This is a genomic window from Agrobacterium sp. M50-1 (genome assembly GCF_049843495.1).
Lineage (GTDB): Bacteria > Pseudomonadota > Alphaproteobacteria > Rhizobiales > Rhizobiaceae > Agrobacterium > Agrobacterium radiobacter.
The window spans coordinates 156,717-173,448 of sequence record NZ_JBBHZH010000003.1 but is presented as its reverse complement, the minus strand read 5'-3'; the positions used below and the strand labels follow the sequence as shown (position 1 = coordinate 173,448).

The following is a 16,732-nucleotide window of genomic DNA, read 5'->3' as shown; positions in this document are numbered from 1 at the left end:
GCATTGTCCAATGCCATTATTTGACGGGCAGCGGGCAAAGGAGTAGCGAAGATCGGAACGGCGTTATCCCGCAGACGGGATACAATTGGCAAAGAGATGATCGACATATTGACGAAAGCGGCGCTGGACGCCGGCCAGGCCATCATGGCGGTCCATCGCGCCGGCCCACATGTGTCATACAAGGACGACTGTTCGCCCGTGACCGAGGCCGACCAGCGTGCCGAAACGATCATCCTTGCGGCGCTGGCCCTCCATTTTCCTGACATTCCCGTGGTCGCCGAAGAGGCCGTCTCAAACGGCATCCTGCCGGAAACCGGTGCGGAATTCTTTCTTGTCGATCCGCTTGACGGCACCAAGGAATTCATTGCCGGCAAGGACGATTTCACCGTCAATATCGCGCTCATCCGCAATGGCATTCCGGTGGCCGGCGTCGTTTACGCCCCCTGCCGTGGACAGGCGTGGACGGGTGAAGAAAACGCCGCCGAAAAGCTCGCCATCTCGGGCGAAGGTGCAATCCTTTCGCGCCACCCCATCCGGGCGCGCCAGCGCGGCGCTTCGCCCGTGGCGCTGATCAGCCGCTCGCATTGCACGGCGAAAACGGAAGCCTTCGTGGCCGAACACGGGCTGAAAGACTGCATTTCCGTCGGCTCCTCGCTGAAATTCTGCATGCTGGCGGAAGGCGCCGCCGATATCTATCCCCGCTTCAGCCGCACCATGATGTGGGACACGGCCGCCGGCGACGCGGTGCTGCGCGCCGCAGGCGGCAGGACGCTCGATTGCGATGGCACCCCCCTTGTCTATGCGGTGAGGGGCGATGGCGAGGATGCGCTGGCCAATCCGGATTTCATTGCCGAAGGGGCGATGGCGGTGGAACACACGGGGTAACAGGCGTTCGGGGTTTCCTGCGGCCATTGGTGAGCTTCGGCGTATGCCGCTTCACCCCCCTCTGCCCTGCCGGGCATCTCCCCCTCAAGGGGGGAGATCGGCAGGAGGCGCTACCACCGCTTCATTCGTAAACGTCGTGATAGGCGAGACCTATCCACGAGTCGATCTCCGCCCTTGAGGGGGAGATGCCCGGCAGGGCAGAGGGGAGGTGAAGCGGCATACGCCGAAGCCCCCAAAAAATAATCCCATCCCCACTCATCCCCACCCCACGCCGCCACCCCACAATGCCCCGCAACGAAACACCACAGCGCGGAAGGCACATCATGACGGAACAGACGGCGAGACTTCGGCTTCCCTATATCCTCCCCTCGCAGGCACAGAAACACGTCACCCATAACGAAGCCCTGCAAAGGCTGGATGCTATCGTGCAACTGGTCATCAAGGCCATCATCACCACACCGCCCGATAGCGCAGCGGAAGGGGATTGTTTCCTCCTCTCCGCCGATGCCACGGGCGACTGGGCCGGCAAGGGCGGCAGGCTCGCCTTCCGGCAGGACGGCGCCTGGCTCTCGATCACGCCGCAGCCGGGCTGGACGGCATGGTTTGCGGCCGAGAGCAAATACCGTCTGCTGCAGGACGGGAGCTGGCGCGACATGCCGCTGCCCGCCACCGGCCGGCTGGAACGGCTGGGCATCGGCACGGAGGCCAATGCCGCCAACCGGCTTGCGCTTGCCTCCCCCGCCAGCCTCTTCACCCATGCCGAAGAAGACGGCAGCCACCGCATGACGATCAACAAGGCGGACAGGGCCGATACCGCCTCGCTGCTGTTCCAGTCCGGCTGGAGCGGCCGGGCGGAAATGGGCCTTGCCGGCCATGACGGGTTTTCGATCAAGACCAGCAAGGATGGCGCCTCCTGGCACACGGCGCTTTTGTGCAGCGGCGATGGCCGGGTCTCGATGCCCAACCGGCCGCTCGCCGTCGCCGGCCTGCCCTCGGGCACGACAAAACCCGCCAATGGCTCGGCGGCGGGTTTTTCCATGCTCTTTATCGCCGAGGGCGGATTTGCGCTCGGTGACACCCTTGGAACCGGCGGGCGTGAACTCGTCGTTCCGGCAAAGGGCCTTTATCTGGCGGCATTGTCGCTCGCCGTGGTCTCCTCCTCCGGCCACCGGGTGACGCTTTTCATCAACGGCGCGGCGGCCAACTTCGGTATCACCGGCAACGCATCGACTTCAGGCACACAGCAGTCGGCAACATCGATCCTTCCGCTCGATGCCGGCGACCGCCTGCGGCTGCAGCATGAGGGAACGGCGGAATTTACCCAGGGCGGCGGGAAAACGTGCCTTTCACTTGCGGCACTCTGACGGAAACAACCGATGAGAGAGAAAAAATGCGATTTTTGGAAAAATTTTTTCCCGGCAAAATAAGGCGACTCGAACAAATCAGGCGAAACCGTTCAAATTCTTAATAAATTGTCACGAGCTGCTTAGGCAATTTTTAAAGGTACCGGGATAGAGTTCCCGTCATATGGTCTTGAGTTTGTATAGAGTGTCCAATGACCGAAATGATACGCCCACGAGTTAAATATGTCATCGGCCCCGATGGCAGCCCTCTGACGATTGCGGATCTTCCGCCTGCCAATACCCGTCGCTGGGTCATTCGCAGAAAGGCGGAGGTGGTTGCCGCGGTACGCGGAGGACTGCTGAGCCTCGAGGAAGCCTGCGAGCGTTATACGCTCACGGTTGAAGAATTCCTGTCCTGGCAGTCCTCGATCTCCGATCATGGCCTCGCCGGCCTGCGCACCACGCGCATTCAGCAATATCGCCACTAAACAGTGCGCCGGCGCGGTAACGCGCCCCAAACCGAATTCCAGAACGCCCCGCCGGATCATCGACGGGGCTTTCGGTTTGATTTCGGATTTCTCCTGAAAACTGCCCGACAGCGCCGTTGATTGTCGCCGGTTTGTGTCCGCTGCGTTCGCTATCGCGCTGTTTCAATTCAGGCGCAAGCCGTTAGAGTGGCGAAAACGAACAGCAATGCGGAGGCAGAGACCATGGACATCAAGACCACCGAAACCGGATCGCGCGGCGAATATTCGGCGACCGTCGACGGCCACAAGGCGGAGATGACCTATTCGCGCACCTCCCCTTCCCTCATCATCATCGACCATACCGGCGTGCCCGATGCGCTGCGCGGTAAAGGCGTGGGCCAGGCGCTTGCCGCCCATGCGATCGATGAAGCCCGCAAGGGCGGCTGGAAGATCATTCCGCTCTGCCCCTTCTTCAAGGCCCAGACATTGCGCCATGCCGAATGGGCGGATGTGATCCAGGGGTAACACGACAGCATAGTCACAATCGTCACGGCATATTTCTTCTCCCCGCCGGGGAGAAGGTGGCCCGAAGGGACGGATGAGGGGGCGACGCCCGCGATATGCGGAGAGCTTGCCCCTCATCCCGCTGACGCGGACTTCTCCCCGGCGGGGAGAAGAAACAAGCGGCTTACACCCGGTCTCCCACAACCGTACAAAAATAATGCTCTCTCCCCTCACGCCACCTTCAGCGGAGGCGTTCCTGCATGCATGCTGTGGCGGACTTCCTCGCGAAATTCGGGGGTATCCTTTGCACCATGCACCGCCACGGCATGCTGCACGGCCGCTTCCATAAGCTCCTCCTGAGAATCGGCGGAAATGGCGACGGTGCATCTGCTGTCACTGGGGAATTCACGGCAGTCGATATATTGGCGGGCCATTTTTTCCTCCCTGCAATAGCCGCCCGCGCCTGCACGGGGCGCGTGCGCGTAAAAGCCTCCGGCTCACGGTCGGAACCCCCGTAAAATACGCCTTTCCCCACTTCCGGACAATCGAAATCGGGCCTGACCGTCCCGGCGGGAAACACCGGCGACACCGCAAGACAAAAGGCCGCCCTTAAGGAGCGGCCTTTTAAAAAAATGCATGGCGTCCCGTCATTGAAAGCCGCCTCCTGATCCACCGGCAGCCGTCGATGAGGACGATCATTCGTCAGGTTTGCGCCAATGGTCAGGCGCGGGCGCGGATGGCTCCGTCGCGATTTTCCAGTGCGGCGGCCTTTTCATATTCGGCCTGCACTTCTTCCAGTGAAGCCTCGGCGGCCTCCTGCTGGGCCTTCAGTTCCCGGATCGAGACCTGAAGATTATCCGCCCGCTGGCGCGCGGCCTTGGCGAAGGTCGGATAAGCGAAATGTGTCGGATCGGTAATGCCCGACTTGCTCTCTTCCAGAGAGATCTGATGCACCAGTTCCTTTGCCATCCGCTCAAACTCGGACATCATCTGCTGCAGCTGGTTAAGCTGCCGGCGTTTTTCATTGACCTGAAATTCCTTCAGGCGAACCAGGCTGTCACGCGACTTCATACGCAATACTCCATGGATAGCGAGACCCGGATCAAAAAGGCACTATGCCCCCCTGACCGGCCCGTTTAACCCGCCCGTTTTTCCGTAAGGGTTGCCCCCTGTCCCGGAATGATTCCCAAAAGTTACCCGGCGTTAATAAAAAACCGCCGCCGTTAACCTTTCGTTTACGGGCATCGTTAATGATAAACACGATCATTTAAGGGTCGGTAAATGCCAGGTCCAAAAAAACGGGCCAGACGATGTAAGAGTCGATTGAATCACTTAGCGGGAAATCCTCACGTTGAGCTTCAATTTTGGCGATGGTGGATTCACGTGCAAAAACAGCGAAATGCCTTCTTTGCTTAATAAATTCGATACACCTTGCCAAAGGCAATTAGAATTTGTTAACCATTTGGTGGCAGCCTGCAAATCAGGCAACGTCTGGATCCGCATCGCGCGAGGCAATGATTTACCGGTTCGCGGGCGGCAAAGGGGATAATTATGCGGGTTCTACTTATTGAAGACGACAGCGCGACAGCGCAGAGCATTGAACTGATGCTCAAGTCGGAAAGCTTTAACGTCTACACGACCGACCTCGGCGAGGAAGGCGTGGACCTCGGCAAGCTCTACGATTACGATATTATTCTTCTCGACCTCAACCTGCCCGACATGTCGGGTTACGAGGTTCTGAGAACGCTTCGCCTCTCCAAGGTCAAGACGCCGATCCTCATCCTGTCCGGCATGGCCGGTATCGAGGACAAGGTTCGCGGCCTCGGCTTCGGCGCAGACGATTACATGACGAAGCCGTTCCACAAAGACGAGCTTGTTGCCCGCATTCATGCCATCGTCCGCCGTTCCAAGGGCCATGCGCAATCGGTCATCGCCACCGGCGAGCTGATCGTCAATCTCGATGCCAAGACGGTTGAAGTGGGCGGCCAGCGCGTTCACCTGACCGGCAAGGAATATCAGATGCTTGAGCTGCTTTCGCTGCGCAAGGGCACGACGCTGACCAAGGAAATGTTCCTGAACCACCTCTACGGCGGCATGGACGAACCGGAACTGAAGATCATCGACGTCTTCATCTGCAAGCTGCGCAAGAAGCTCGCAAATGCTGCAGGCGGCGCAAACTACATCGAAACCGTCTGGGGCCGCGGCTATGTGCTGCGCGAGCCTGACGGCGCCACGGAATTCCTCGAAACCGCCTGATCCATTTCAGGGTATGGCAGTTTTTAAAAGACCCGCTGGTGACAGCGGGTTTTTTGTTGTGATTTCAAAAGGGAAGCGGCAGCGTCATCGGGATGTAATGACAAGGGCCTAGCTACGCTCCCAAAAAGGACGACGGCGCATGAACCACCCTATCCCCACCCTTAAGACTGAGCGCCTGACGCTGCGTCCGCTGGTCATGGCGGACTTTCCCGCCTATCAGCACTTCATGACGTCGCCGCGCTCCATCGGTGTCGGCGGACCATACGACCTGCCCTCAACATGGGGCGTGTTCTGCCACGATCTGGCCAACTGGTATTTTTTCGGCCACGGCGCGCTGATGATCGAGCTTGGCGAAACGGGGGAATGTATCGGCCAGGTCGGCATCAATCACGGTCCGCTGTTTCCGGAAAAGGAACTGGGCTGGCTGCTTTACGAGGGCCATGAAGGGCGCGGTTATGCCGCTGAAGCCGCCGCAGCGCTGCGCGACTGGGCCTTTGAAACCCTGAACCTGCCCGCGCTTGTCAGCTACGTCTCGCCGCAAAACCGCAAATCAGCGGCCGTCGCCGAACGAATCGGCGGAAGGCTCGATCCGGCAGCACCTCGTTCCGATCCCGAAGACCTCGTTTATCGGCACTATCAGCTAAATCCCGTTTGAAAGAGGGACGCCTTGCGGCCATTACGGTCGCGAGGCGCCCGGGAAACCCGGCCTAACGCATTTCCACTTTCAGAAAGCCGAGGATTGCCTCCGCGATCTGCGCATGGATGGCTACGCGGTCCCTGCCGCCGCCATCCCGGCAGACGAAACCCTCACCCGGTGAAAGTTCCTCCACGATCTTTTCGCCGTTCGGCTTGCAAATCTGCATGAAACTGAAATGGCTGGCATCCGGTATGTCCCGATAAACAGTCGTCGCCTTTGGCAGATGCTGCGCGATATATTCGGAATCGGCCTTGATGGCGGCGATCTCCGGCGTCTCCACACCTGCCGCCAGAACCAGAACCGGTACGCTGACGGCTTGCAGCGTTTCCGGCAGAAAACCGGCGGCCGGCCCGAGATCCAGCGCGATGGCGGCGCGGATGCGGGTATCCCTCAAATCCATCGAAAGCCGCGGATCGGCCTTGCCGTCACCGACAACCCCGACTTTTGCGAGCAGCCGGGGAGCCTTGCATTGCGGCGGGCGCTTCTCCCCGCCGCAATCCTTCAGGGCAAGATCGGCGCTGTATCGTGCGCCAGCCAATTCCATCGCGGTCCAGCCGCCCAGAGAATGGCCGATTACGGCGATGCGCGTCGCGTCGATCCTGCCGGCGAATCGCTCATCGCTAAGCAAGGCCGTCAGCGTTCTGCTGATGTCGCGGGGCCGTTCCCACAAAGGAACGATCTCGGTCGCATTTTCTTCGGTAAATGATTCGCCGCCGTGATCCGGCGCGGCCACGACATAACCTTCGCGAACAAGCTCGCCGGCGATCCAGTTCAGATTGCGCCAGCTGCCGCCAAAACCGTGTGACAGCAACACGAGCGGACGGGAACCGTTAAGAAGAGAGGCGCCCGGTTGAACCTCAAGACCATAAAAGGCGGCATTTTCGCCGACAATCTCACTTTTTCCCGAGGGCGCGGCCGGGTACCATAATGAAACGGCAAGCGTTCTCGCGCGCCCCTCATCCGGCAATTCGATCTGTTTAAAGCCGATGCCGCTTTCCGCCCCTGCGGCCTGAGCAGTGGAAAAGATGACGAGTATCGCCAGAATGAAATAGCGCATGGGATGCTCCAGGAGTTGATATGGACCAACCTTGGTTCAAACCACCGCCTGCCGAGACCTAAAACAGGTTTCAGGTCGTCCTGAAACGCAATCGAGACAGCAGCTCCTCCCTCAGACACCTGCCTGCAATGGAGTGCGCTCAATATCCGTTATTCGCTCGAAAAGCCGCACGGGACTGTCGCGGAAGGTCGTCTCCCGGAAAGGACAGAAGCCGAAACGGGCGGCGATCGCGAGCGACGGCGTATTCAGCGGATCGATCATGCAGACGACCCGGTTCGATACGCCTTTCGCATCGAACCAGCCAAGGGCCGCCTGCACCGCTTCGCTGGCCACGCCCTTGCCCGTCAGATCCCTGTCGATCTTCCACATGGCCTCCGGCGCGGTGTCGAAATCCGCGCCATGTCCACGGCGCATATGAGCCAGGCCCACCTCGCCGACGATTCGTCCCGTGGCGGTTTCCTCCACCACGAAGGGGCCGAAACCGAAGACGGACCAGTGGCCGATGAAACGCAGGAGCCGCGCAAAAGCGAGTTCGGGATCGAGCGGCGCAATCGAGCTCACGCCGGGGATCGGATGAACATCCGCGCTCCAGAAGGCGCAATAACGTGCTTCGTCCTCGATGGCATGCGGCCGCAGCAAAAGACGCGCGGTTTCGACACGGATCATGAGACCTCCTCCTCTGAACAGAAAAGGGCCGGGCGCTGGCAAAAGCCGGCCCGACCCTGATGGCGTCACTGTCGCATCGAAACGATCACTCCGTAATCGTCTTCGCCGTAAACACGATGCGATCGTCATGCACCTTGTATTCCACCGCCATATTGGCCTCTTCGGCCAGAAGCAGCGTGTAATAGGGCTGAACGGAATGGGCGTCGACCGCCTCTTCCAGCCGGCCTTCGTAAATTTCCACGAACTTGGCCGGCACGCGCATCATCCGGCCCTTGACGGTGATTTCGAACCTGGCGTCGCCATCGGGGCTTTCCAGCAGCACATCCACATTGCCGCCACGCGGAATGGCGCCGTAAGCCACCAGGAAAAGGTTGAGCAGAAGTTTGACACGATTCTTCGCAACGATGGCGCGCGGGCCGTTCCAGCTCACTTCCGCCTTCTTTTCGGCGGCAGCGAAATCCTGGGCAGCCTTTTCGGCCTCACCGGTGTCGATGGACGCTCCAGCGGAGCCGGAAGCACCAAATGCGAGGCGGGCGAACTTCAGCCGCACGGATGCGTTAAGGGCTGACGTGCGGATGAGATCAAGCGCGTCGTCGTCCGTGCCGCCCTCGTCCAGAAGTTCGAGGCCGTTATTGATGGCGCCGACAGGAGAAATAACGTCATGGCACACACGGCTGCACAGAAGAGCCGCCAGATCGGGACCGGACAGCGTGATATTGAGTTTGCTGGTCATAAAATTCTCTCCTGCGCAAGGGAGGCGCGGACGGTGTGGAAATTGTTAAGCCATAATGACACCATATTTGGTAAACCGATTGTTAATAGGATGGTTTCAAAATGCCAAATGCCTTAACAGGCCACACTGGAGCCCCGTGTATCCGCAAGGATGCACGAAACATGCTGTAGAACTTTGACTCTGCGCGACCGGCCCTTTCGAAAACCGATTCGGATTTTCGGGCTTGTGCGCTAACGAAACAGACGGACGGACATGACGATGCGCCTTACGAAAACCCGCACCATTGCACGCCTCGGACTGGGAAAGATTGTCGCGCTCCTTGCGAGCCTCTTGATGTGGGTCGCACCGGCCTCGGCCCAGAACAGCGATCAATATTCGTTCCAGGAAGTCGTGGATGCAGGCCACGGATTCTTCGGTGAAACCACCGGCGGCCTTGCCAAGGTGGTGGAGCGCGCCTTCCAGCAATACGGTCTTCCGAACGGTTACATTCTCGGCCAGGAAGGCTCCGGCGCTTTCGTCGCGGGCCTCACCTATGGCGAAGGCACGCTCTACACCAAGAATGCCGGCCAGCACCCGGTCTTCTGGCAGGGCCCGTCGCTCGGCCTCGACTACGGCGGCCAGGGCACCCGCGCCATGATGCTGGTCTACAACCTGCCTTCCGTCGATGCGCTTTACCGCCGTTACGGCGGCGTCAGCGGCTCCGCCTTCATCGTCGCTGGCGTCGGCATGACCTATCTGAAAAGCAGCGATGTCACGCTGGCGCCCATCCGCACCGGCATCGGCGCGCGCCTCGGCATCAATGTCGGCTACCTGAAGCTCACCCAGCAGCCGACCTGGAACCCCTTCTGATAAGACGGGACGGTGCGGCATCCTTTCTTCTCCCCGCCGGGGAGAAGGTGGCCCGAAGGGTCGGATGAGGGGGCAACGTTGCCGTATCTCACCACCCTCGCCCCTCATCCCGCTGCCGCGGCTTCTCTCCCCGGGGAGAAGAATTACGCGGCGCCCTCGCCGTTTTGCAATTGCCCGGAGACCCCTCCCCACGGTTGCAATAATAGCGTAACGTGTTTTCGCGCCCCTCTTTCCGAATGCGCGCGTATCTGAGTTTCGGAGACTGTCCCGCGTGATCGAATATGCCATTCTCTTCGGATTGGGTTTTCTCACCGCAACCCTGCTGGCCCTGCTGATCGCACCCGCGATCCATCGCCGCATCGTCGCCTATACGGAAAATCGTATACGCGCGACAATGCCCATCAGCCCGCAGGAAGTTCGCGCGCAAAAAGACATGGCGCGTGCGCTCTACGCCGCCGAAAACGCCAAGGTCCGCCAGGAACTGGATACGGAACGGGAAAAGAACACCTCGCTGCGCCTCGCCAATGAAGCCGCTTCCAGCGATGCCTATCGCCTTGGCGAGCAGAACCGCAGCTTCTCCCTGAGAATCGAGGAGCTGACGCTGGAGATCGGCGAATTGCGCGCAGCGCTTGATGCCAGCGAAGCACGCGCCGGCGCCGTGCAGGCAAACCTCGCACAGCAGGAGCAGGCCGCCAACGAGCGCGCCAGCCAGATGTCCGATCTCACCGCCCGCCTGACCAATCTGACGCGCGAGCTGGATGATTCGAAAATCCTCGCCGCCACCCGCGACCTCGAAGCAGAACAGGCAAAGCAGAGCGCCACGCGCTTCCGCAAGGAAGGCGAGACGGCGACCCGTGAACTGCAGGACGTGGCGGCCCGCAACAAGGAAGCCATGACGGCGGTTGCCCGCGAAAGCCGCAAGGTCACCCGGCTGGAGGAACAGGTCGCCACGCTAATGGCGAAAAACGCCGATCTCGACACGATGCTGACGCTGCGCAACCAGGAAGCCACCCGCCTCAAGGAACAGCTTGCCGCAACCGGCGGCCGCGCCAACGACATGATCATTCGTCTGCCGAACCCTGCAGTGCCGGTTGAGAAGGCGGTAAACCCGCCGCCACAGCCGGTCCCCGCCGCCGCGCTTGAAGTCGCACCCGTCGCCGAAGCAGAGGCGACACCCGTGGTCGCCGCCGAGGAGGCAGCCATCTCACCGGTTGAGAAGACAACGGCGCCGGCGTCAGAAGGTCTGGAACAGGAAATCGAGGATATCCGCAATCAGGGCACCGCTCTCACCGAGCGCCTGCTGAATGTGCGCGGCACCGGCAATGACGAACCGATCCGCCGCGAAATCGCAAGGATCGCCGCCGAGATGATCGCGCTCACGGCGGCGCAGGAGGGCGAGACATCGCCCATTCCGGGGCTGCTTGCCAAGGCCCCAAAGTCATCCGGCCGTGAGAGCCTTGCGAAGCGGGCGAAGGTGGTGATGGAGAAGCGGAAACACTGAGGGTGTGGTTTACCCCCCTCTGCCCTGCCGGGCATCTCCCCCTCAAGGGGGGAGATCAGCAGGAGGCGCTAGCACCGCTCCGTTCGCAAACATTGAGATGGACGAGAGCCAACCGCGAGTCGATCTCCCCCCTTGAGGGGGAGATGCCCGGCAGGGCAGAGGGGGGTAAACCACACCCACCGATGGCCTAAACCCGCCCGATCACCCCCGCCATCTGATAAAGCGCCAGCCCCGAAGCCGTCCCCGCATTCAAGCTATCCAGCTGCGGCGACTGCGCGATCCGTGCCGTATGAAACCGCGAGAGCACCGATTGCGGCAACCCCTCGCCTTCCGTGCCGATGACAAGCGCCATGCGCTCGGAGCGGGGAATATCGCGGATCTCGGTCTCGCCGCCAGGCGAAAGGCTCCAGATCGCAAAACCGGCCTCGGAGAGCTGTTCCAGCATCTCCACCGCTCCGCCGCCGCGATGATAGGGAACCGAAAGAACCGATCCGACGGAAACACGCAGCGCCTTGCGATAGAGCGGATCGCAGCAGGTCTCGTCGAGAAACACCGCATCGGCATAAAAGGCCGCCGCATTGCGGAACATCGCCCCGAGATTATCGTGATTGGAAATGCCGCAGCCCACGAGCACCAGCGAAGACGGAGGAAGCGCCGCCGTCATTTCGGTGAGCCCGCGATCCTGAACCCGGCGGCCGAGCGCCAGAATGCCGCGATGCAGGTGAAAACCGACAATGCCGTCAAGCACCGGCGCTTCAGCCACGTAAACAGGCACATCATCAGGGAAATCGGCAAGAATATCCGCAACACCGGACAGCCGGTTTCTGAGGATGAGGATGCTTTCCGCCGCAAAGGCACCGCCCGACTTGTGGGCGGCGGCCAGCATGCGCAGCACCACCGTGCCTTCGGCAATGAAACGGCCCTGCCGGCCGGTGAGGTCGCGCTCGCGAATATCGCGAAAGGCGGCGATGCGCGGATCGGCGGGATCTTCGACCGGGATCAGCGCCCGCCCATCCAGCCGGTCATCGCCCTCACTGGCCATCAACAGTCACATCGGCAAGGAACCGGCCGGCCGCGACATTGAAGACCAGCGCCTTGCGGGTGCCATTGGCCAGCCGGCCGTAAAACAGCATGTCGCCGCCGGAATAGCTGACATTGTCGATCACAAAGCCTTGCGGCAGGCTGGCGGTGACGGCAAGCGGTCCATTACCGGTCGGGACGGCAAGGTTTGGCGCTTCGTTCTGGGTTTGAACCGCTTTCGACGGCCCCATCGCCTTGTAGACAACCGCACCGAAGACGGCCATAAGGCTGATAAACATCACGGAGCCCGACACGATCTGCAAACGGATCATCTTGCGGCGAACTTTTTCCATGGCCGGATCAAGCGGCTTGTCTTCCTGTTCGTCTTGCTCGATCTGCGTCATCGGGTTCCCTGAAATGCTGATGGATCGGAAAAATAAGAATGAACGACCCCTTTAAACAAGGCGGAGACGCAAGGAAAGTCCTGATTGCCGGGGAAGACGCCGAAGGCCGCCTCGATTCCTGGCTGGCGGGCGAGGTGAGCGGCGACTTCTCCCGCAGCCGCCTGAAGGCGCTGATCGAACAGGGCGCGGTTTCCCTCAACGGCCAGCCGGTGACGGAGCCGAAAAAGAAGGTGCATCCCGGCGATCGCATCGAAATCGTGATGCCGGAACCGGAAGACCCGGAACCCAAGGGCGAGGACATTCCGCTCGACGTGGAATATGAGGATGAAGACCTGATCGTGCTCGTCAAGCCCGCCGGTCTCGTCGTGCATCCGGGCGCCGGCAACTGGACGGGAACGCTGGTCAACGCCCTTATCCACCATTGCGGCGACAGCCTCTCCGGCATTGGCGGCGTCAAGCGGCCGGGTATCGTGCACCGGCTGGACAAGGAAACCTCAGGCGTCATGGTCGTGGCGAAGAACGACAATGCCCACCGGCATCTCGCCGCCCAATTTGCCGATCATGGCCGCACCGGACCTTTGGAGCGGGCCTACAAGGCCGTCGTCTGGGGCCGCCCGCGCACCCTGCGCGGCACCATCGACGCAGCACTCGGCCGCAGTGCCGACCGCACCAAACGCGCCGTCAAGCACGAGGATTCGGACGATGCCCGCGAGGCGATCACCCATTATGAGGTGATGGAGCGTTACCATGAACGGCCGGATGCCACCTGCCTCGCCTCGATGGTGGAATGCCGCCTGGAAACCGGCCGCACCCACCAGATCCGCGTGCACATGGCCCATATCGGCAATCCGCTGATCGGTGACCCCGAATATGGCGCCGCCTTCCGCACCAAGGCGAACCTGCTGGAAGAACCGGCAAAAAGCACCGTTGGCCGCTTTCCGCGCCAGGCGCTGCATGCCTATCTGCTCGCCTTCGAACATCCCCGCACCGGCGACGTGATGGAGTTCGAAACCGACCTGCCGGATGACATGGAAGCGCTGCTCGCCGCATTGCGCGGCTGAACGCTGGAGCATTTCCGCTTTTTCCGGGCATACTGGAAATGCTCTGCAGCCGGCGTCAATGGACGGCCGGCTCAAGCCTTCAGAAAATCCAGACGTTCGTCCGTGCGGCCCGGTGTGAACTCGAGAATATCGGCGCTCACCACCCCTTCCGCCACGAACGGGTCATCCTTGATGCGTGCCTCGATCTCCGCACGCGACGCATTATGCGCAAGGATCGCGCCGCCCGCATTCGGTTGCAGACTGCCGACGAGAAGGAAAACGCCCTCGTCGAAACCACGTCTGATCCAGTCATTATGGGCGTCCATAAATTGCGACGCCTTGCTCCTGTCGGCGAAACGAAGGGTAATGGCATACATGAAAAGCTCCTGACGACCGGGTTGTCATTCTGGTTTTGAAATTGGGGCGGCGGACGGCACCTGTGCGTCGAGCCAGCAAAACATGTCGTCCATCTCGCGACGGATGAAGTCCTCGTCGGCAAAGGCGGTCGCCAAGGTTGCCACACCCTGACTTCGCATCAACAGATGCATGGCTGGCACATCGCAATCGCCGTTGTAACCGAGTTTCTGAAACTGCTGCGCCAGCCATTCCCGGAACATCAGAAAAATCGCCACCGCCTGCGGTTTGGCGGCGTGATCCAGCTTCGACAGCTCATTGCAGAGGGTGCCGACAGGGCAACCATACGCCATGATCTTATCGCCATTGACGGCGAGCATGCGGATAAAATCGCGGATCGCCTCTCCAGGGGACCGGCCCTCGGCCTGCCATCGATCCAGCATGGCGCGGGTATTCGCCAGTCGCTGCTTTATCACTGCGGCCAGAATTTCGTCCTTGGTCTTGAAGTGATAGTAAAAATTGCCGCGCGAGAGCTTTACCGCGGCGGCGATATCGGCGAACGACGTCGCCTCGAAGCCTGTTTCATAAAACAGCTGGTCTGCGGCATCGACAATCTGCTGACGTGTATCGGCGGCCGGCATCTCGTCCTCGTGCTTCGATTTCCATATCTGCAACACTAGGACGATCGACCTAAACAATCAATAGGACGTTCGTCCTAATAGCTGAAAACGTCATAGGCCGCCGTGACCCCGTCACAGCGCAGCTGAAAACCTGTCTGGCGCGGTCAAAAAACTGCGCCCTGTATTTCGCCAGAAGCCCCGGATAATAAAAAAAGATTAGCGGATAGCGATATTCCGCAGTCGGTCCTTTTTATAGACCGCCCCAATTTCGCTTCAATCGTCGCACCTCCTCGGCCCCGCAAAGCTTGAAACCGCCGCCGTGAAAACCGTGGCCGCACAAGAGCTTGGCGACCACTGACGCCGCAGGAAACGCCGAACGTTCAATTCGCCTCCCTCGAACGGAACCGGCATGATGACGGGATCTCTCGCGAATGAATACCGAAGACCGCCGGTTTATATTTCAGGAATTGCGCAGCGTCGAAGGCTATATCGACCCGCCCGATGCGCTTGTCTTCAAGGCGCTGCTGCAGGCCCAGACGAAAAACGATCTCCATGGCGGCATGGCGGAAATCGGCGTTTATTACGGCCGCTCCTATTTTCTGCTGCGCAAATTCGCTCAGCCGCAGGAAAAGGTGCTGGGCGTCGATCTGTTCGATCTCGACCCGCCCGAAGATGGCAGCCTCGACCAATATGAGCGCCTGATGGAAAACGGTCGCCGGCTGGGTTTTGCGATGGATGAGGAACTGATCATCAGGGGCGACAGCACCCGGCTCGCCCCCGCCGACATCACCGCGAAGATCGGCCCGGCCCGGTTCTTCAGCATCGATGGCGGCCACCATCTGCACCATGTGCTGGCGGATGCGAAACTGGCGATGGAGGTGACCGCGCCGCACGGCGTCATCGTCTTTGACGATACCTTCAACCCCGCCTGGCCGGAGGTGACGGTGGGTGTCGCCGATTTCCTGCGCACCCATGGCCATAGCCTCGTCTGCTTCGGCATGACCAAATACAAGACCTATGTCTGCAGGCGGGAATTTCACGCGACCTATGCCGGCGCGATTGCCGCCGATCCCGATCTGCAGGCGCTTGCCCATGTCGAGACGCAGTTCCTCGGCTCGAAGGTGGTTCGCCTTCATAATCCCATGCGCCGGCGGGTCATGTATGAGCTGATGGTGCGCTCCGGCCTTGGCGGTTTTTCGGAACGAATCTACCGTTCGAAAGTTAAACGGGTCAAAGAGGGTGTCGCCTCAACATAACGCATGTGTGAACGCAGCGTTCGCTTGAAACGCAGCGGGCGCGTACATATCTGTCACATGGGTTCGTGCGGGGTCGGTAACGACCCGCAGCTTACGGTGCGCCTCCGGCGGGTTAATCGCCGACCAAAGAGGGTGCCGTTCCAGACCATAGATAAGGGGGTGCTTTATGGCCCGCAATAGTTTGCCTACGATTACAGCCGGCGAAGCCGGTCTAAATAGATATCTCGACGAAATCCGTAAATTTCCGATGCTGGAGCCGCAGGAAGAATACATGCTTGGCAAGCGCTACGCCGAGCATGGTGACCGCGACGCCGCCCATAAGCTCGTCACCAGCCATCTGCGTCTCGTCGCCAAGATCGCCATGGGTTACCGCGGTTACGGCCTGCCGATCGGCGAAGTCGTGTCCGAAGGCAATGTCGGCCTGATGCAGGCGGTCAAGAAGTTCGATCCGGAACGCGGTTTCCGTCTTGCCACCTATGCCATGTGGTGGATCAAGGCCTCGATCCAGGAATATATCCTGCGCTCATGGTCGCTGGTGAAGATGGGCACGACGGCCAACCAGAAGCGTCTGTTCTTCAACCTGCGCCGTCTGAAGGGCCGCATCCAGGCGATCGACGACGGCGATCTGAAGCCGGAGCACGTCAAGGAAATCGCCACCAAGCTGCAGGTTTCCGAAGAAGAAGTCATCTCGATGAACCGCCGCCTGCATGGCGACGCATCGCTGAATGCGCCGATCAAGGCGTCCGAGGGCGAATCCGGCCAATGGCAGGACTGGCTGGTGGATGACCATGAAAGCCAGGAAGCCGTGCTGATCGAGCAGGACGAACTGGAAACCCGCCGCCGCATGCTGGCCAAGGCCATGGGCGTGCTGAACGACCGCGAACGCCGCATCTTCGAGGCCCGCCGCCTTGCCGAAGATCCGGTGACGCTGGAAGAGCTCTCCTCCGAGTTCGACATCAGCCGCGAACGCGTGCGCCAGATCGAGGTTCGCGCCTTTGAGAAGGTGCAGGAAGCGGTGCAGAAGGAAGCACTGGAAGCCGCGCGTGCGTTGCGCGTGGTTGACGCATAAGACAGCGCGCT

The 16,732-nt window shown here is 60.5% G+C and carries 20 protein-coding genes; 11 read left to right on the top strand and 9 right to left on the bottom strand.

What is annotated here, in order from left to right; genetic code table 11:
* Positions 1-96: 96 nt before the first annotated feature.
* The 4 genes from cysQ (at position 97) to WDZ78_RS08390 (ending at position 3,220) form a co-directional block, all read left to right on the top strand.
* Positions 97-885 carry a 3'(2'),5'-bisphosphate nucleotidase CysQ gene (cysQ, locus tag WDZ78_RS08405; protein WP_425672789.1) on the top strand — a complete coding sequence of 263 codons (789 nt, stop codon included), beginning with the start codon at positions 97-99 and terminating at the stop codon, positions 883-885.
* 323 nt (positions 886-1,208) lie between these two features.
* Positions 1,209-2,249, top strand: coding sequence for a DUF2793 domain-containing protein (locus WDZ78_RS08400; RefSeq protein ID WP_425672788.1), 1,041 nt, complete (start codon positions 1,209-1,211; stop codon positions 2,247-2,249).
* Positions 2,250-2,440: 191 nt separating this feature from the next.
* Positions 2,441-2,716 carry a DUF1153 domain-containing protein gene (locus tag WDZ78_RS08395; RefSeq protein WP_004430042.1) on the top strand — a complete coding sequence of 92 codons (276 nt, stop codon included), beginning with the start codon at positions 2,441-2,443 and terminating at the stop codon, positions 2,714-2,716.
* A 222-nt stretch (positions 2,717-2,938) separates the two neighbouring features.
* Positions 2,939-3,220 carry a GNAT family N-acetyltransferase gene (locus WDZ78_RS08390; protein WP_425672787.1) on the top strand — a complete coding sequence of 94 codons (282 nt, stop codon included), beginning with the start codon at positions 2,939-2,941 and terminating at the stop codon, positions 3,218-3,220.
* A 209-nt stretch (positions 3,221-3,429) separates the two neighbouring features.
* Here the strand turns inward: WDZ78_RS08390 and WDZ78_RS08385 are convergent, their stop codons facing one another.
* Together WDZ78_RS08385 and WDZ78_RS08380 are read right to left on the bottom strand one after the other, a co-directional pair.
* Positions 3,430-3,633, bottom strand: coding sequence for a DUF1059 domain-containing protein (locus tag WDZ78_RS08385; protein ID WP_020011618.1), 204 nt, complete (start codon positions 3,631-3,633; stop codon positions 3,430-3,432).
* A 286-nt stretch (positions 3,634-3,919) separates the two neighbouring features.
* Positions 3,920-4,270 carry a flagellar export protein FliJ gene (locus tag WDZ78_RS08380; protein WP_003491821.1) on the bottom strand — a complete coding sequence of 117 codons (351 nt, stop codon included), beginning with the start codon at positions 4,268-4,270 and terminating at the stop codon, positions 3,920-3,922.
* A 480-nt stretch (positions 4,271-4,750) separates the two neighbouring features.
* Here WDZ78_RS08380 and ctrA point away from each other — a divergent pair, with 480 nt between their 5' ends.
* Both ctrA and WDZ78_RS08370 read left to right on the top strand, forming a co-directional pair.
* Complete coding sequence (gene ctrA / locus WDZ78_RS08375; protein WP_003522926.1) at positions 4,751-5,455, top strand: response regulator transcription factor CtrA; 705 nt, start codon at positions 4,751-4,753, stop codon at positions 5,453-5,455.
* 139 nt (positions 5,456-5,594) lie between these two features.
* Positions 5,595-6,110 carry a GNAT family N-acetyltransferase gene (locus WDZ78_RS08370; protein ID WP_425672785.1) on the top strand — a complete coding sequence of 172 codons (516 nt, stop codon included), beginning with the start codon at positions 5,595-5,597 and terminating at the stop codon, positions 6,108-6,110.
* A gap of 52 nt (positions 6,111-6,162) precedes the next feature.
* On the opposite strand, the gene WDZ78_RS08365 is transcribed toward WDZ78_RS08370, so the two are convergent.
* The 3 genes from WDZ78_RS08365 to chpT all read right to left on the bottom strand — a co-directional run bounded on the left by WDZ78_RS08365 (position 6,163) and on the right by chpT (position 8,608).
* Positions 6,163-7,209: an alpha/beta hydrolase family protein gene (locus WDZ78_RS08365; RefSeq protein ID WP_425672784.1), complete on the bottom strand. Its 1,047-nt coding sequence runs from the start codon at positions 7,207-7,209 to the stop codon at positions 6,163-6,165.
* Positions 7,210-7,320: 111 nt separating this feature from the next.
* A complete protein-coding gene (locus tag WDZ78_RS08360) occupies positions 7,321-7,875 on the bottom strand; it encodes a GNAT family N-acetyltransferase (RefSeq protein WP_020011622.1) in 555 nt (184 codons plus the stop codon).
* 85 nt (positions 7,876-7,960) lie between these two features.
* A complete protein-coding gene (chpT, locus tag WDZ78_RS08355; protein WP_020011623.1) occupies positions 7,961-8,608 on the bottom strand; it encodes a histidine phosphotransferase ChpT in 648 nt (215 codons plus the stop codon).
* Between the two features lie 252 nt (positions 8,609-8,860).
* Here chpT and WDZ78_RS08350 point away from each other — a divergent pair, with 252 nt between their 5' ends.
* Entirely contained in the window at positions 8,861-9,457 is a 597-nt protein-coding gene (locus tag WDZ78_RS08350) for a DUF1134 domain-containing protein (RefSeq protein WP_020011624.1), read from the top strand.
* 271 nt (positions 9,458-9,728) lie between these two features.
* Positions 9,729-10,958, top strand: coding sequence for a hypothetical protein (locus WDZ78_RS08345; protein WP_425672783.1), 1,230 nt, complete (start codon positions 9,729-9,731; stop codon positions 10,956-10,958).
* 187 nt (positions 10,959-11,145) lie between these two features.
* Here the strand turns inward: WDZ78_RS08345 and WDZ78_RS08340 are convergent, their stop codons facing one another.
* Both WDZ78_RS08340 and WDZ78_RS08335 read right to left on the bottom strand, forming a co-directional pair.
* Positions 11,146-12,000: a TrmH family RNA methyltransferase gene (locus WDZ78_RS08340; protein WP_020011626.1), complete on the bottom strand. Its 855-nt coding sequence runs from the start codon at positions 11,998-12,000 to the stop codon at positions 11,146-11,148.
* A complete protein-coding gene (locus WDZ78_RS08335) occupies positions 11,990-12,382 on the bottom strand; it encodes a membrane protein (RefSeq protein ID WP_020011627.1) in 393 nt (130 codons plus the stop codon). Before WDZ78_RS08335 ends, WDZ78_RS08340 begins: the two co-directional genes overlap by 11 nt.
* 38 nt (positions 12,383-12,420) lie before the next feature.
* Between WDZ78_RS08335 and WDZ78_RS08330 the strand changes: the two genes are divergently transcribed.
* Entirely contained in the window at positions 12,421-13,443 is a 1,023-nt protein-coding gene (locus WDZ78_RS08330) for an RluA family pseudouridine synthase (RefSeq protein WP_425672782.1), read from the top strand.
* 71 nt (positions 13,444-13,514) lie between these two features.
* Here the strand turns inward: WDZ78_RS08330 and WDZ78_RS08325 are convergent, their stop codons facing one another.
* Both WDZ78_RS08325 and WDZ78_RS08320 read right to left on the bottom strand, forming a co-directional pair.
* Positions 13,515-13,799 (bottom strand): YciI family protein, encoded by a 285-nt coding sequence (locus WDZ78_RS08325; protein WP_020011629.1) that lies wholly within the window; start codon positions 13,797-13,799, stop codon positions 13,515-13,517.
* 24 nt (positions 13,800-13,823) lie between these two features.
* A complete protein-coding gene (locus WDZ78_RS08320) occupies positions 13,824-14,417 on the bottom strand; it encodes a TetR/AcrR family transcriptional regulator (RefSeq protein ID WP_425672781.1) in 594 nt (197 codons plus the stop codon).
* A 410-nt stretch (positions 14,418-14,827) separates the two neighbouring features.
* On the opposite strand from WDZ78_RS08320, the gene WDZ78_RS08315 reads away from it, so the two are divergent.
* Positions 14,828-15,652, top strand: a complete 825-nt coding sequence (locus WDZ78_RS08315; RefSeq protein WP_425672780.1) for a class I SAM-dependent methyltransferase — start codon at positions 14,828-14,830, stop codon at positions 15,650-15,652.
* Between the two features lie 166 nt (positions 15,653-15,818).
* Complete coding sequence (rpoH, locus tag WDZ78_RS08310; RefSeq protein WP_003491840.1) at positions 15,819-16,721, top strand: RNA polymerase sigma factor RpoH; 903 nt, start codon at positions 15,819-15,821, stop codon at positions 16,719-16,721.
* Positions 16,722-16,732: the final 11 nt, after the last annotated feature.

Bases quoted from the DNA above. Each gene is read 5' to 3' on its own strand.
- cysQ (WP_425672789.1), top strand. From the start codon at position 97: ATGATCGACATATTGACGAAAGCGGCGCTGGACGCCGGCCAGGCCATC.
- WDZ78_RS08400 (WP_425672788.1), top strand. From the start codon at position 1,209: ATGACGGAACAGACGGCGAGACTTCGGCTTCCCTATATCCTCCCCTCG.
- WDZ78_RS08395 (WP_004430042.1), top strand. From the start codon at position 2,441: ATGACCGAAATGATACGCCCACGAGTTAAATATGTCATCGGCCCCGAT.
- WDZ78_RS08390 (WP_425672787.1), top strand. From the start codon at position 2,939: ATGGACATCAAGACCACCGAAACCGGATCGCGCGGCGAATATTCGGCG.
- WDZ78_RS08385 (WP_020011618.1), bottom strand. From the start codon at position 3,633: ATGGCCCGCCAATATATCGACTGCCGTGAATTCCCCAGTGACAGCAGA.
- WDZ78_RS08380 (WP_003491821.1), bottom strand. From the start codon at position 4,270: ATGAAGTCGCGTGACAGCCTGGTTCGCCTGAAGGAATTTCAGGTCAAT.
- ctrA (WP_003522926.1), top strand. From the start codon at position 4,751: ATGCGGGTTCTACTTATTGAAGACGACAGCGCGACAGCGCAGAGCATT.
- WDZ78_RS08370 (WP_425672785.1), top strand. From the start codon at position 5,595: ATGAACCACCCTATCCCCACCCTTAAGACTGAGCGCCTGACGCTGCGT.
- WDZ78_RS08365 (WP_425672784.1), bottom strand. From the start codon at position 7,209: ATGCGCTATTTCATTCTGGCGATACTCGTCATCTTTTCCACTGCTCAG.
- WDZ78_RS08360 (WP_020011622.1), bottom strand. From the start codon at position 7,875: ATGATCCGTGTCGAAACCGCGCGTCTTTTGCTGCGGCCGCATGCCATC.
- chpT (WP_020011623.1), bottom strand. From the start codon at position 8,608: ATGACCAGCAAACTCAATATCACGCTGTCCGGTCCCGATCTGGCGGCT.
- WDZ78_RS08350 (WP_020011624.1), top strand. From the start codon at position 8,861: ATGACGATGCGCCTTACGAAAACCCGCACCATTGCACGCCTCGGACTG.
- WDZ78_RS08340 (WP_020011626.1), bottom strand. From the start codon at position 12,000: ATGGCCAGTGAGGGCGATGACCGGCTGGATGGGCGGGCGCTGATCCCG.
- WDZ78_RS08335 (WP_020011627.1), bottom strand. From the start codon at position 12,382: ATGACGCAGATCGAGCAAGACGAACAGGAAGACAAGCCGCTTGATCCG.
- WDZ78_RS08330 (WP_425672782.1), top strand. From the start codon at position 12,421: ATGAACGACCCCTTTAAACAAGGCGGAGACGCAAGGAAAGTCCTGATT.
- WDZ78_RS08325 (WP_020011629.1), bottom strand. From the start codon at position 13,799: ATGTATGCCATTACCCTTCGTTTCGCCGACAGGAGCAAGGCGTCGCAA.
- WDZ78_RS08320 (WP_425672781.1), bottom strand. From the start codon at position 14,417: ATGCCGGCCGCCGATACACGTCAGCAGATTGTCGATGCCGCAGACCAG.
- WDZ78_RS08315 (WP_425672780.1), top strand. From the start codon at position 14,828: ATGAATACCGAAGACCGCCGGTTTATATTTCAGGAATTGCGCAGCGTC.
- rpoH (WP_003491840.1), top strand. From the start codon at position 15,819: ATGGCCCGCAATAGTTTGCCTACGATTACAGCCGGCGAAGCCGGTCTA.